Here is a 13,840-nt window from a genome sequence, read left to right on the forward strand (position 1 = left end):
TCACCTTTCAAATCTTTTATAGCTGAAAGTCTGGGTGTATACACTTTCCTTCCTTTCAACAATAAGGTCTGATATTATCTTCGCTGTGACAGGTGCAAGGAGTATCCCATTTCTGTGGTGACCTGTGGCGATATAAAGATCTTCTATCTTGGTTTTACCCAGTACAGGAAGAAGATCAGGTGTTGAAGGTCTGTACCCGTACCATATCTCAATAAGATCTCTATATTCCATATCAGGTAAACTACTTACAAGCCCTTCAAGTAGCTTTTTTATTCCCCTGACTGTATTCCCCTCCTTAAACCCCACATTCTCTTCCGTTGCCCCAACAACTATTCTGCTTCTGTCTTTTCTCGGTATGATATAAGCCTTTGAGCTGTAAAATATTTTATCAAGAGGTCTGCCCTCTGTACTGACAGCTAACATCTCCCCTTTAATAGGGTAAACAGGTATATCAACTATCTGGCCGGACCATGCACCTGCACAGACAACACAGAGATCTCCTTCTATATAACCTTTTTCCGTTTTTATCCCAGAGAAGATACCGTCTCTTTCTTCTACTTCTAAAACCCTGCAGTTATTGATGATCTCAGCATTTAAATTTTTTACAGAGGTTACAAGGGCTTTAAGAATAGCTCTGCTGTCAACCTGACCATCCCTATCGTAAAGAACTCCTCCTAAGATACTGCTTCCAAGCGGTGAGTAAATCTCTTCCAGCTCTTTTCTATCAAGCCATTTTCCTGTAAGTCCTTCAGATCTGTATATCTCCAGCCTTCTCTTAAGCAGATCTGCCTCATCCTCAGAGAAAGCAGGACAGACTATACCTGACTCCCAGTAACCTGTTTCTACACCGGTCTCATCTTCAATCTCCTCTATAAAACCCCTGTACATATCTCTGCTTTCTATACACAGATCAAGAAATACACCTTTATCAAGTCCTTCAGACTGGGGAGCAAGCATACCTCCAGAGGTCCATGAGGCACCTCTGCCTATCTCATCTTTATCTATTATTGTTACTGAGTATCCCTTCTTCAGAAATGATCTTCCAATGGAAAGGCCAATAATCCCACCGCCTATGATGATGACTTTCATACTTTCCCCTAAAACTGTATTCTCATTCCGTCTTTAGCTGCCACAACTGGAATATCAGTTGTTTTGTTTATCTTCTTTGCAAGTTTTATCGGGTCTGCTTTCAGCATCGGTATACTGAAATGTGTGAGAACCGCCTTTTTCGGTTTTAATCTTTTTATCATCTTTTCAACATCTACTATGGATAAATGGGAGTACCCATCTACAGGTCTTGGGAATGTTGTGTTGAAAACCATAAGATCAGCATTCTCAGGATATCCTGTCAGCATTTTGTCGTAAAACTTTCCACAGGGAACATAAACGAATGTCTTATTTCCGGTACTGAACTGAAGTCCGAATGTTTTTGCCCCTTCATGTATATGCTTAACAGGTGCTTTTATTTTAAGATTTCCAAACTCTATCTCCTTTCCCTCTTCTGTATGCTCTATTCTCTCAATCCCATCTTTTATATACTTCAGGAGAACAGGATCATCACCTCCCGTTACATCATCAGGGGCAACAAGAAGTTTTAAAGGCCTTTTCTTACTGTCTGTTGCCGACTCAATAACAGCGTTTATATCTGAGCAGTGATCAAGATGCCTGTGTGAAACAGCGATAATATCAATATCCCTTGGATCAAACCCGAACTCAAATATTCTGATAAGAGATCCAGGACCGGGATCAATCAGTATGTTTATACCTTCAATATTCACCCAGAGCCCACCTGAATATCTTATCTGTCTGAAAACAACAACCCTGCCGCCGCCTGTCCCTAAAAATGTTATACTGTTTTTCAGCAAATCAGTCTTCCTCCTTCAACAGGAATAAAGCTTCCTGTTGTAAATTCTGTTTTTATAAGATACTCAACAGCTTTACATATCTCTTTCTCACCGCCCCATTTTTTTAGAACGGTTTTTTCTAGAGGAACTTCTATATCTTCAGTACCTTCAGCAGGGATTATCGGACCTGGTAGAATACCATTAACAAGAACGTGAGGTGCAAGCTCTTTTGCCAGAACCTTTGTCATTGTGTAAAGTCCACCTTTTGTTACTATATAAGCTGAGTAATCCCTGTATGGTCTTAAAGGGGCATAATCAATAATATTTATAATTCTTCCGTATCCATTTTCAAACATGATCTTTCCAAGACTTTTTGAGATAAATAAAGGTGCTTTTATATGAACAGAGTAAAATCTATCAAGGGATTCCATACTTAGATCATCAAGTGGCGTTTTATAGTATACAGACGCATTATTTACAAGTATGTCTATCTTCCTGAACATCAGGAGACTCTCTTTTATGATAAAGTTTATATCCTCTTCTTTCTCAAGATCAGCCCTTATCTTAATTGCTTTAACGCCGTAATCCTCAGCGAGAGCCCTTACCTTCTCAGCCTCATCTTCAGATCTGTTGTAATGTATTATTATGTTTGCACCTTTTTCTGCTAAAAAAAGTGCTATCTCCTTTCCTATTCTTTTTGAAGCTCCTGTAATAAGAGCATTTTTACCCTGTAGTTCCATCTCGTCTCCACCATCATGATTTTCTTATTTTATAATAATATGAAATATACAGCGAGGATTATATGAGGCATCTCAATAAAGAAAATCAGGAGATCTTTCTCATACTGAAGATTCTCCTTAAAGATGGTGGACAGATAGGATTTCTGTACGGTAAGGACGGCAGATCTGCATCTCTTTTTATCATGGATCTGTTAAACAGCCTTGATATACAGAAAAGGGTTTTGTTTGTATCCCCAAAATCTGGAGATATTTACAGACAGATACTCCAGAAGTTAGGGAGAGATATTGATAATCTGACTGTTGAGCAGTTTCTGATTGAGTTTTACAACCAGAAAGAGAAGCTTGACAAAAGGGTATTTATTGTTATTGAGGATTCTGATTCCATGGATCAGACTGATATTATTAATCTCATCAAGATCTTCGGTGGGGATAAGGATATATCAGTTATATTTACAGGAAGTGATAAGCTGGATAGGATCGTTGAAGAGATAAAACCAAAGAAGATCTTTTCTTACGTTAATTTTGTGTTTCAGCTAAAAGGAAAAGGCTTTCCTTTCCTAAAATTACTTATAGCCCTTTTGATAATTTCAGGTCTTTCAGCAGGTTATTTTTACCTCAAAGATAATGGAAAAGAGATTAAAGAAGATAAGGTTAAGATAGTAAAGAAGGATAAGGAGATACTTAAGAGTCTGAAAGATAACAGGGTTGTTAAAAAAGAACCACCAGAGAGAAAAAAGGTAAGAGAGGAGATCTGTGATTTTGTATGTCTGTTTGATAAAACTGTGTATCCTGTAGTGATTAATAATCAGATACCGGATAAAAAACATAAAAAACCTGTTCTGAAAGAGAGATACAGAATTTATGCAGGTGCTTTCAGAAATTTAAAAAATGCCAGGTTTCTCTCTGACAGGATCTTTAAAAAAACAGGTCTAAAGGCTGAGATAGAAGACCTTGGAAGTATAAAAAATGTTTATATAAAAGCCTATAGAAGAGAAGAAGCTCTTGAGATAAGAGACAGATTGAACGAAATAGGAATAAAACCTTACATAAAAAGGTTAGAAAAATGAGAGACTTTGTTGAGTTTTTTGGTCTGAATGAGGATCCTTTCAGGATAACACCCGATATAGACTATTTCTATATGTCATCAGTTCATCAGGAGGCTTTAGGCTCTCTTGAGTATCTTTTAGAATCAGAGGAAGGATTTGCCGTTATTATAGGAGAACCTGGAACAGGAAAGACTATAACTATAAGAAAGTTTATACACCAGCTTGGTGATGATGTTGAGTACGCATACATACTTTTCCCCAATCTTTCCCCCGAGGAACTTCTAAAGGCTATACTTGAGGATTTTGGTATAGATGTTCCTTCAGACAGCTCTAAAAATAAGGTTTTTTCATTGCTTAGAGACTTCCTTATCCAGAAGAAAAGTGAAGGAAAGAAGATCGTTATAATTGTTGACGAGGCTCAGAACCTTCCGGTTGAGACACTTGAGGAGCTGAGAATTCTCTCAAACATGGAGACGGACAAGGAGAAACTTTTACAGATAATTCTCCTTGGCCAGCCTGAGCTTGAGGAGAAGCTTGAATCAAACCAGTTGAGACAGTTAAGACAGAGAATAACCATAATAACCCATCTCAGGAATCTGTCCTTTGATGAGACTGTCAAATATATTAACTACAGATTTGCCAAAGCAGGTAATCCTGCCGTTAACATCTCAGATGGGGTTTACAGACTCGTTTACAGTTATACCGAAGGTAATCTCAGAAAAGTCAACCTTCTTATGGAAAGAGCTTTAATGTCAGCATTTGTTGAAAATAATCAGTTTATAGATAACAGGCATATAAAAGCTGCAGCTGAAAGCTTAAAATTAAGAAAAAAAAGATCATCAGTTAAAACCGCTGTTCCGGCAGTCTTTTCCGTTCTTCTCATTTTACTTTTCACAGCAGGTTACTATATCTACAGTATCTCAGATGATTCTGTCAGAAAATCTGTTAAGGAAGCAGAAAAAAAAGAGGTTGTGCAGGATAAGGTTTCAAATAGAATCAATGATAGTAAACAAATGAAGGTCAAGGCATACATGTTAAATATGAGAGAAAAACCTACAAAAGAGTCTGAAATCGTCTATCTTTTAAAGGAAGGTGATACTGTTGAGGTAGTTGGTAGAGATGGAGAATGGGTAAAAGTTAAAAAAGATGATATTATAGGGTGGGTCAAGGAAAAGTACTTATCACTGAAATGATTTCTTGATTTTCCCGAAATTGTTATTAATTTAAAAGATAGATTAATAAAATAGGTTAAAAAGATGGATGAAAAGATCCAAAAAGTAATTTTTTCTAATACGATAAAATATCTTGAAGGTCTGTCTGGATGTAAGGGTGTTGGATTATACTTCAAAGATAAAAATATGGTAGAGGAGATATCAAACACCATATCCCGATCTTTTAACCTCTCATCTCAGGAAATCAAGAGAAAGTTTTTCTTAATAGGCGGTGAGTATTACGATATGTCCGTTCCTTACTATATTTTTGTAGATATGTTTGATCATATAGAAAAGGATGTTATCAGAGAGCTGACCTTTGAAGGAGATATAAATGAGGGTCTGTTAAACAGGATAAACGATTATTTCAATACTGTGAAAGATGCTGTTTCATTCGGTTACCTACAGAGGATGATAAAATCGGATAAGGACATAATAAGAAAAGAGCTCAGAAGTGTTAAGGACAGGAACTCAGAGCTGAGACCATTTTTAAGAGACTATCTGATATGGGTGAACAAGCTGACTGAGGATATTAAAAAGCTCAGAAGCTGTGATACCCAGTCCAACGTCCAGTGGAAGAATATTGATGAAAAGGAGTATATTTCCTCACTTCTGAATAAGGATGAGATAGAGGCTATAAGAGATGTCCATAATAAACTTATAAATCTGTCTTCAAGTATCTATTACGCAATAGATAAAAGAAAGTTCACACTTTTAACCTCAAACTATATAGAACTTATAAAGCTTGTCGGAAAGCTTATATCCCTTGCTACTGTGAATATAGCCGCAAGAAGTCTTGAAGGTATAAATATAGATCATCTTACAGGGCTGCTGAACAGAAAAGCTATGGATTTCATACTTAACAGCCAGTATCAGATAGCAAAACTAACAGGAAAACCTCTATCAATAGTTATGCTTGATCTTGATGATTTTAAAAATATAAATGATAGATATGGCCATCTTGTAGGTGATTGCGTTCTCCAGAACTTTGCCAAAGAGCTTCAGGAACATCTAAGAAAATCAGATTTTATTTTCAGGTATGGTGGTGAGGAGTTTTTAATACTGATGCCCTTTACAGAGAAGAGAGATGCCTGTATCGTTATCAGAAATTTACTTGAAAAGATATCTGACAGCTATATATGCTGTGGTGAGGACCTATATATTAATGTAACGTTCAGTGCCGGAATTGAAGATATAACAAGTAAACATGAATCGGTAATTGATATCATAAAACAGGCTGATCAGAAGATGTATAAAGCGAAAAGTTCAGGCAAAAGTAAGGTTATCTGCTGATTTTCATCTGTCGGACACACTTCCATTATTGAGGTAGTTTACTCTGCAGTCGCCATTCCCACCATTACTCTGGATATCAGCATTCATAGCGTCAGAGTAGGATATCTTGTCAATTAAATCTGAGTTGTTATAACGACAGACACACCAGCGCCAGAAACATATAGGGTAGTATCTCTCAATAAATTGACCATTTGTTAGTTTTAAAGTGGAAGTTGTTATCTCCTCTCCATCAAATATTAAACCTACCTGAGTTCCATTTACAGTAAAACAGTAATATCCACCTGTGCTGTTCCATACTCTGTAACCCTGACATCCAACATAAACATCTGTAGAACATGTACCTGTAAGAACACCGTTAGTGACATTAAGAGTGAATGTGTTAACTCCTTCTGTATTTAAGTTTCCTGTAGTACATACCCCAGAGGGATCAACTACATTTGTACAGCTGCCGGAAACAGGACTGAAATAACCTGATGTGAAATATCCGGAGATATTCCAGGTAAGATCTGTTGTACCACCATATGGAATGACATTAGGTGTGGCAGATAGAGTACAGGATGGCGGTGTAGGAGGTACAGAGGTATTAACAGTATAAACCCCTGTTATGCTTTGTTGTGGCGTACAGGAATCCGTGTAACTGACAGAGAATGTACATGATGACGTTGTTAATGGTGTTCCGGAAATTACAGCACCTGTTGTACTGCAGCTAAAGGTAAGCCCATTACAGCTTGCAGGCGAACAGGAGGTTAGATTTATAGGAGGATTCCCCCCGGAAAGAGATATTGATTGTGTAAAGGGAACTCCGACAGTTGCTGTAAAAACCGTCCCACTTGGTGGGTTTAAGAAAAAAGGGGTACAGGAACTACCTCCTGATCCTGCAGTCGAACAGTCAGGATCTATAACAGTAAGAGCAAATGCTTTGTAAGCTGTGTATGAACCTGAGCAGGATGATACCTGAACAGTAAATGTGTAAGGTGAAGGGTTGGAACATCCTGTATCTGAATTTATTGTTCCTGTAATTGTTCCATCAGGATTTAATGTTAATCCCGGTGGTAATGAGCCGTCAACTAATAACCACGTATAAGTAGTTCCACCTCCAAATGCAGACAGGGTTACGCTGTAACTGCTTCCTTCATAACCTGTTGGAAGAGTCTCTGTTACAATTCTAAGCTGCTGAGGATATACATTAATACTAAAGTTCTGATTAAAAGTGTTACCTGCAGAATCTCTTACACAGAGATTATTAAGGTTAATTGTACTACTACATGTGGACAGAGATCCCGGGGGAGATGAAGGTTCTATATTTATAGTACCGTAAATACTTCCATCGCTTTTCATTTTTAGACCGTTGCCGAGATCTATCTCGGTTGCCGGTATATTACAGGTCGTTCCATCATAAGATCCCCACTGGTACGGAGGTCTACCACCGGAAGCCTCTAACTTGTAGTTGTAAGGAGAGTCTTCAGTACCGTTAGGTAGAAGTGATGGGGTTTTTATCGTTAGAGACTCACATCCTTCTTTAGTCTGTAGCTCATGAAGTGTAACCCATTTTACAATATCATCATAAGGTTCAGATCTATTCAGATCGGCAGGATAGTTGTCAACTACAATGCCATACTGGAAAACCCTTATCGTTGTAGGTGTTGTTATCTCCTGAGAACCTGTGGTCTGATTGTTGTAGTTACCATCACCACTCAGGATTAAAAATGCAACGTTACTAATTGTTGTGGATGTTGCACAGGAAGGGTCATCACATATCTCAACTGTTATATTTGTTGAGTTTAATCCGCAATGTCCATAAGGAGAAGATACTGTAAGATCTCTGTCATAAACATAGACGAGAGGTTTGCCGTATGAGTCTTCAAGTGTCCTTACGACCGTATTCAGTTCAGAAGCTGTTGGGATTCTCCCTGAGGATGACGCATATCCTGTTATAGCCTCAACAGCTGCGTTTACAATCTCTTTACTCTCTGCATATTTTGCTCTCTTTATAAGAATGCTGAAAGTTGTTGCTCCTATTCCGATAAGAACACCTATAATAACGAGGATCATTGCAAGTTCAATGAGTGTGAACCCTTTTTTATTTTCCATTACCTTTCTCCAAGAGCCTCTAATAATTTCAACCTTTCATTAACAATATTGATAAGAAATTCATCATCACAACTTAAATTTAATATTTTTTTATAGATTTTGTAAGCCTCATCTGTAATTCCTTTGATCTCAAGCATTCTTGCGAAGGCATATGCTATGTATGGATCAGAAGGATTTTTTGTAAATGCCCTTTCATAATAGAAAAGAGCTCTGGATATATCTCCGTTTGCCTCGTACAGATATCCGTACGCATAACTGATATAACCTTTTTTCTCTTTTTCTGAGTATCTGTCAAGAATATCTTTTGCACGGTAGAAATCTTCATTATCAATGAGTTTAACTGCTATAGACGATACTGTTTCCTCATTTTTAAGATCAGACAGATATTTTTTCATCTCATCAAAATTTCCCGTTTCCACAGCGAGGACAAGTAAGTTATTCAGTATATCTTCTGTTTTTTTCAGACTGTAAACCTTTTTGTAGTATCTGTAAGCTTCTGTAAGATTTCCCTCTTTTATATTTTTTTCTGCAAGAGATATGTAGGCTGATATCTCAGCTGGATCCGGTTCTTTTTTTATTATGGCAATATTAACAGGTTCTTTTTCTGACTTATTTATACTAATATCCTGAAGATCTGTTTTCTTAACTTTTTGTTCTATCTCATTTAGAACAAGATCAAGAGGTGGAAGAGGTTCATTACCAGAACTCTCTTTTTTTATCTCCTTTTTAATCTCCCGGGGAGATGTCACCTGATTTTTTACTCTTTCTGTCTGATGTTTATTTACAGGTTTTTCTCTGACAATCTTTTCTGTACTGACAAGAATATTCTGTTGAGGGATAGCAGTTAGATAGTAATAGATGCCCATGCCTGAACCGATAAGTATTAATGTAATAACAGAAAGTATAAGAACCCTTTTGTTTACACTCTTTTTCACTTCAAGTCCCGGTGGTACGGGCTTTGCCCCCTTCTTATTTTTTATTTTCCTTAACATCTGGATCATCAGACTCATTCTTCTAACCTGCTGTCAAATTTTATTATTCTTGGTTTCAAAAATATGATCAGCTCTTTTTTCTCCCTGTACACCTTTTTATTTTTAAAGAGATTTCCAAATACCGGTATGTTGCTGAGCAGAGGGATTTTATTTTCCTCAACCCTTTTTTCTGTATTTATCATCCCACCTATGATTATCAGATCTCCATCCTTCACCTTTATGATGGTTCCTGCTTCTTTTATATTGAGAACTGGTGCTTCAGCAACAACCTCATTGTTTTCCACAAGCTGTTTTGTCCCTTCTATTTTTGTTGATACTGGAACGATATTTATCATAATGTGATCACCTTCAATGTAAGGTGTAACCCCAAGCAAAACACCACTCAGAACACTTCTTCTTATATACATTACGCTCTGGGTTACAGTTGTTGTTCCAAGTGTTGTTATCTGCTTTTCCCAGTATGGAACTACAACTCCTGATGAGATAAGAGCTGTCTGTCCATTTAAGACTCTTATTCTGGGATTTGAGAGAGTCTCTATCCTGCCAACTGAAGAAAGTGCATTTATAACAGCGTTAAAATCAAGGCCTGCAACTACAACCTCACCATAACTTGAGGGAAGTGCAAGGGTCTGTCTTAACGATATGGAAGCACCTGCCACATTTCTCAGTAATGCTGACCAGTTTATACCGTACTGCATTCCATCAGAAAGGGTTACCTCTACTATTTTTGACTCAATTAGAACCTGTTTTTTAACCTCTGAGAGAATCTTTTTTAAAAATTTCTCAACTTTTCTCATCTTATATTTAGGTGCTGTTACGACAAGGGTTCCCGTAAACTTGTTCAGTGTAAAACTGCTTTTTGCAAGTGAAGCAGAGAACTTTTCACCTTCTGTATCCTCTTTCAAAATATTTTTTAGCCCATTTTCTATCTGACCGTAAAAATCGTTAATCTCCTCTGGATTTTCGTATTTCAGGGAAAAATCACCTGAAATGCTTCTAGCGGTAGAACCTGAAGTTCCACCACCTATTGTACCACCTCCATATCCTCCTCCTATACCACCTCCACCTGTCTGCATGGCTCCGCCGAGAACATCACCTCCAAGTTTTGAACTGAAAGATGAGTTTGTGTGGACATAAGGGATGTGGAATGTTTTTGTCGTTGATCCTTTTATATAGATGATATTCCCCTTTATCTGGTAATAAACGCCTGCAAGGTCTGTTACAACCTTCAACGCATCCTCTACAGGGGTTTTGTTAAAATTCGCTGTTATAAGTATGTTTGGATTTACATCGGGGGATATTATAAGGTTCATTCCTGTGTCATTGGCAATAGCGTAAAGAACAGCCTTCAGTGGAACCTGATCAGCTGAAAATGTAAAGAACTTATCCTTAAAAGGTGATATTTTTTTTATTACAGGTTTGACGATCTTTGGTGGAGGTTTTATGACAGGTTTGTAAACAACTTCTTCCTCCTTTTTTATCTCCTTTTTAAGCTCTTTTTTATCCTCTATCTTTTTTGTTGAAGTGGATCCACAGGAGACAAAAAATGTCAGAATAAAAATAAAGATCACCTTGAAAAATCTATCCATCTTTCACCCCATTTTCCTTTGAGTAATATCCTGTCTTTCTCAATTTTTATAATCCTTTCATCCTTTGAAATTCTATCATTCTCCCTAAAAAGTTTTCCGTTAATCATTACGAACTTCTTGTTAATTCCTATATAAATAAAATTAACCTTATATTCTGGAGGTGGTTCTTTTATCTTTTTATCGGAAGTTATCTCTTCTTTATAAGGATGTACATCCAGGCTGTTTTTGATAAAGGCAGTATTTATTCTCATTTTATCTTTATAACTCAGGTTTATTTCAGGGTAATTGATCTCAAGTTTAAAATGCGGTTCTACATATCTGTTTATGAGATCTCCTACAGTTCTGTCAATATAATCTTTAAAAAAAAGCGGTAGTACAGGGATTATAATCGGAATTAATAGCAGAAGTATGTATCTGGGAGGAATACTTTTTAACATGATCATCTTACGTTCCACCATAATACGGTTGTGTCAGATTTATCATCATATTGACCGTTGTTCCATTTTTATCGTTATTTAAGAAAAATTTTTCTATCTCCGCTACAGGATACATTGACTGTTCAAATAATAAAATAGTATCAATAAGCTCTTTACTACTTTTTGGTTTTAAAGACAGGGAAAGTTTTACGTATACCGATCCCTCTTTAACTTCTGGTCCTTCAATAATTTTCACAGGATATATCCTTTTAATACTATCAAGTTTGTTGAGTATTATCTCTTCTGCTTCCTCTTTTTTAACATATTTTAAGTTTAGAATATTCTTAAGTTCAATAATCTCATTTATATTTTCCTTTATCAGTCTTACCTTATCTGACATATGTCTGAGTTCCCTTTCTTTCTCTCTGAGATATCCATCAAAACGCTGAAAGGAGAGCATAAGGATAAGGTTTATACCTATCAGAATTGAGATCGTTATGTATACTGCATAACTTTTCTCTTTCATTTATCTCTCCTTAACAATCTCAAGAAAGATCTTTCCGGTAAGATTATCTATGTTGTAGACAGATCTATCACGAATTTTAAAATCATTTAACTTATCAAGCTCATTTTTTAATTTTCTCTTAAAATCCTCTATCTCTTTTACACTTTTGAATTTTTGATCTGATCTGATAGTTATGTACCTTTTTCCTTCTGAATATGTAATGTTAATATTTTCATCTCTTATAACGGAAAGTATCCCAGATAGTCTGTTCAGAATATAGATCGTCTTTCTCTCTGGTGAGAGAAGGTTTATATACCTGACAAGATAAACGATCTGATCATAGGTGAGTTCTTTTGAAAGCACTTCTCTCTGGAATGTCTGTTTAAGCGAGTAGTAGGAGTTTTTCAGTCTAAAAAATCTCTCTTTAAGATCCATAAATTTATTAAGGTTCAAAAATGAAAATATAAGCAGTACAAGAACAAGAAGATAGCTCAGTTTTTTACTTGCTCCTGAGAATATCTTTTTGTGCTTAACATCAACAGGCAAGAAATTGTAGGTATCCTTGATGTTTAAAGATCCGATCTGGATAACATAGCTGTTAAACTGCTCAAAGCTTCCCTTTTTTACAAATAACTCAGGAAGAACAGTGTAGACAGGCTTGTTGGAAAATGTGTGTATAAGCTCAACGAACTGTTCATTTTTAGATATCTCACCTACAAGGCCTATAACGTCTATATCTATTCCCTGATTCTGGGCAACATATATATATGTCAGGTTAAAGTTTTCATAATAGAAATTTATAAGCTGTTGTTCATCATTTACAAACTCTGGGATTTTAGTTGATCTGGTATACAGGATCTTCCCATTCTGACTGACTGTAACGATAAATTTTTCCTCATCTGTATAGGTCATAAAAACGGTCTCATCACCTGATATTTTAGACGTTATACCTGAAAGAGCAAACTGGGAAAGAGTGAAGACCTCTATACTTGTCAGATCCTTTATATTTAATCTTTCTACAGCTTCAAAAAACAGTTTTTCCGGTACAGCATACACATCATACTCAACCTGATTTTCCGAGACCTCTCTGTTCTTTACAGGTAGAAAGATATAATTTACGCCGGACTCAAGTTTGTCAGACAACTTATTTTTTATCAGAAAAGAAAGGGTATTTTCATCCCTTACAGGTGGGATCACAATCTTTGAGTGTATAAAATCCTGATAAAAAACTGAGATGTAGTACCTGCCGGTTCTGTTTATATTGTAATCAACAATCTCAACAAAGCTGTTGTATCTTTTAAGGACAGCTCCTTTAACTTTACCATCTGAGATCTCTACAGTTATTAAACTCATAGCTATTAATACATCCCTTATTTTATTAAAATATATTAAAATTTAAACTTAAAAGCCGATAATTTAATATATATATCGGTAATGGAAATAATATAGTTAAAGTGAAAATACAGGAGGTGGATGATGAGAAATCAAAAAGGTTTCACACTTGTTGAGCTTGCGATAGTCCTTGTGATTATTGGACTGATACTTGGAGCTGTTATGAAGGGACAGGAGCTTATCCAGAACGCAAAGTACAAAAGGTTAGTAAATGACCTTAGAGGGTTAACAGCTGCAGCTTACACCTACTATGACAGGTACAGAGCAATGCCAGGTGATGATCCAAAAGCTGGAGACAGATGGAGTGCAACATACCCTAACATACTAAATGGAAACGGAAACGGACTTATAGATGGTGCAGCTAATTCAACAAATAATACCGATGAGTCTGTTCAGGCATGGAGACATTTAAGAGCCTCAGGAATAATAGCCGGTGACCCTAATGAAGCGACACTCACAAGACCTTCAAACCCATACGGAGGAAGATACGGTTTCTCTAATAGAAACTTCGGTACAGGAACATACAATTTTGTTTTTGTGGATAACGTCCCTGCAGATATTGGAAGGAGATTAGATGAAGAATTTGATGATGGTATCTGGAATACAGGATCTATACAGGCCAACGCTGATTACACTACAGGGGTAAGAGACATATTCTATAGATTTTAAATAGTAAGGTGGGATCAGATCCCACCTCATTTCTTTTTAACTTTTTACGAAA

13 protein-coding genes are annotated in these 13,840 nt (G+C 36.5%); 4 read left to right on the plus strand and 9 right to left on the minus strand.

The features are described 5' to 3' along the window. The 3 genes from thiO to PERMA_RS04810 are packed head-to-tail and all read right to left on the minus strand — an operon-like array spanning position 1 to position 2,584. The gene (thiO, locus tag PERMA_RS04800; RefSeq protein ID WP_012675242.1) at positions 1–1,089 is read right to left on the minus strand and encodes a glycine oxidase ThiO; all 1,089 of its coding nucleotides are present in this window, start codon (positions 1,087–1,089) and stop codon (positions 1–3) included. Between the two features lie 8 nt (positions 1,090–1,097). Next, positions 1,098–1,865, minus strand: coding sequence for an MBL fold metallo-hydrolase (locus tag PERMA_RS04805; protein WP_012676011.1), 768 nt, complete (start codon positions 1,863–1,865; stop codon positions 1,098–1,100). Beyond that, on the minus strand, positions 1,859–2,584 hold the full coding sequence (locus PERMA_RS04810; protein WP_012676847.1) for an SDR family NAD(P)-dependent oxidoreductase: 726 nt from the start codon (positions 2,582–2,584) through the stop codon (positions 1,859–1,861). Before PERMA_RS04810 ends, PERMA_RS04805 begins: the two co-directional genes overlap by 7 nt. A 62-nt stretch (positions 2,585–2,646) precedes the next feature. Here PERMA_RS04810 and PERMA_RS04815 point away from each other — a divergent pair, with 62 nt between their 5' ends. From PERMA_RS04815 to PERMA_RS10505, 3 genes are all read left to right on the plus strand, one after another. After that, entirely contained in the window at positions 2,647–3,651 is a 1,005-nt protein-coding gene (locus PERMA_RS04815) for an SPOR domain-containing protein (protein ID WP_012676685.1), read from the plus strand. Next, complete coding sequence (locus tag PERMA_RS04820) at positions 3,648–4,823, plus strand: AAA family ATPase (RefSeq protein WP_012675838.1); 1,176 nt, start codon at positions 3,648–3,650, stop codon at positions 4,821–4,823. The genes PERMA_RS04815 and PERMA_RS04820 overlap by 4 nt, the downstream gene beginning before the upstream one ends. A 63-nt stretch (positions 4,824–4,886) precedes the next feature. After that, positions 4,887–6,134, plus strand: a complete 1,248-nt coding sequence (locus PERMA_RS10505) for a GGDEF domain-containing protein (RefSeq protein ID WP_012676948.1) — start codon at positions 4,887–4,889, stop codon at positions 6,132–6,134. Between the two features lie 3 nt (positions 6,135–6,137). On the opposite strand, the gene PERMA_RS04830 is transcribed toward PERMA_RS10505, so the two are convergent. The 6 genes from PERMA_RS04830 to PERMA_RS04855 are packed head-to-tail and all read right to left on the minus strand — an operon-like array spanning position 6,138 to position 13,080. After that, positions 6,138–8,225 carry a putative Ig domain-containing protein gene (locus tag PERMA_RS04830; protein ID WP_012676106.1) on the minus strand — a complete coding sequence of 696 codons (2,088 nt, stop codon included), beginning with the start codon at positions 8,223–8,225 and terminating at the stop codon, positions 6,138–6,140. Then, positions 8,225–9,235: a tetratricopeptide repeat protein gene (locus PERMA_RS04835; RefSeq protein ID WP_012675258.1), complete on the minus strand. Its 1,011-nt coding sequence runs from the start codon at positions 9,233–9,235 to the stop codon at positions 8,225–8,227. The genes PERMA_RS04830 and PERMA_RS04835 overlap by 1 nt, the downstream gene beginning before the upstream one ends. Continuing rightward, positions 9,232–10,806 (minus strand): pilus, encoded by a 1,575-nt coding sequence (locus tag PERMA_RS04840; RefSeq protein ID WP_012675778.1) that lies wholly within the window; start codon positions 10,804–10,806, stop codon positions 9,232–9,234. Before PERMA_RS04840 ends, PERMA_RS04835 begins: the two co-directional genes overlap by 4 nt. Beyond that, positions 10,785–11,249: a hypothetical protein gene (locus PERMA_RS04845; RefSeq protein WP_012676922.1), complete on the minus strand. Its 465-nt coding sequence runs from the start codon at positions 11,247–11,249 to the stop codon at positions 10,785–10,787. Before PERMA_RS04845 ends, PERMA_RS04840 begins: the two co-directional genes overlap by 22 nt. A 1-nt stretch (position 11,250) precedes the next feature. Then, positions 11,251–11,748 (minus strand): hypothetical protein, encoded by a 498-nt coding sequence (locus PERMA_RS04850; RefSeq protein WP_012675951.1) that lies wholly within the window; start codon positions 11,746–11,748, stop codon positions 11,251–11,253. Beyond that, positions 11,749–13,080, minus strand: coding sequence for a type IV pilus biogenesis protein PilM (locus PERMA_RS04855; protein WP_015898988.1), 1,332 nt, complete (start codon positions 13,078–13,080; stop codon positions 11,749–11,751). 123 nt (positions 13,081–13,203) lie between these two features. Here PERMA_RS04855 and PERMA_RS04860 point away from each other — a divergent pair, with 123 nt between their 5' ends. Beyond that, positions 13,204–13,788: a type II secretion system protein gene (locus PERMA_RS04860; RefSeq protein WP_012675248.1), complete on the plus strand. Its 585-nt coding sequence runs from the start codon at positions 13,204–13,206 to the stop codon at positions 13,786–13,788. Positions 13,789–13,840 lie beyond the last annotated feature (52 nt).

Origin of the sequence: Persephonella marina EX-H1, from assembly GCF_000021565.1 — a bacterium.
GTDB classification, from domain to species: domain Bacteria; phylum Aquificota; class Aquificia; order Aquificales; family Hydrogenothermaceae; genus Persephonella; species Persephonella marina.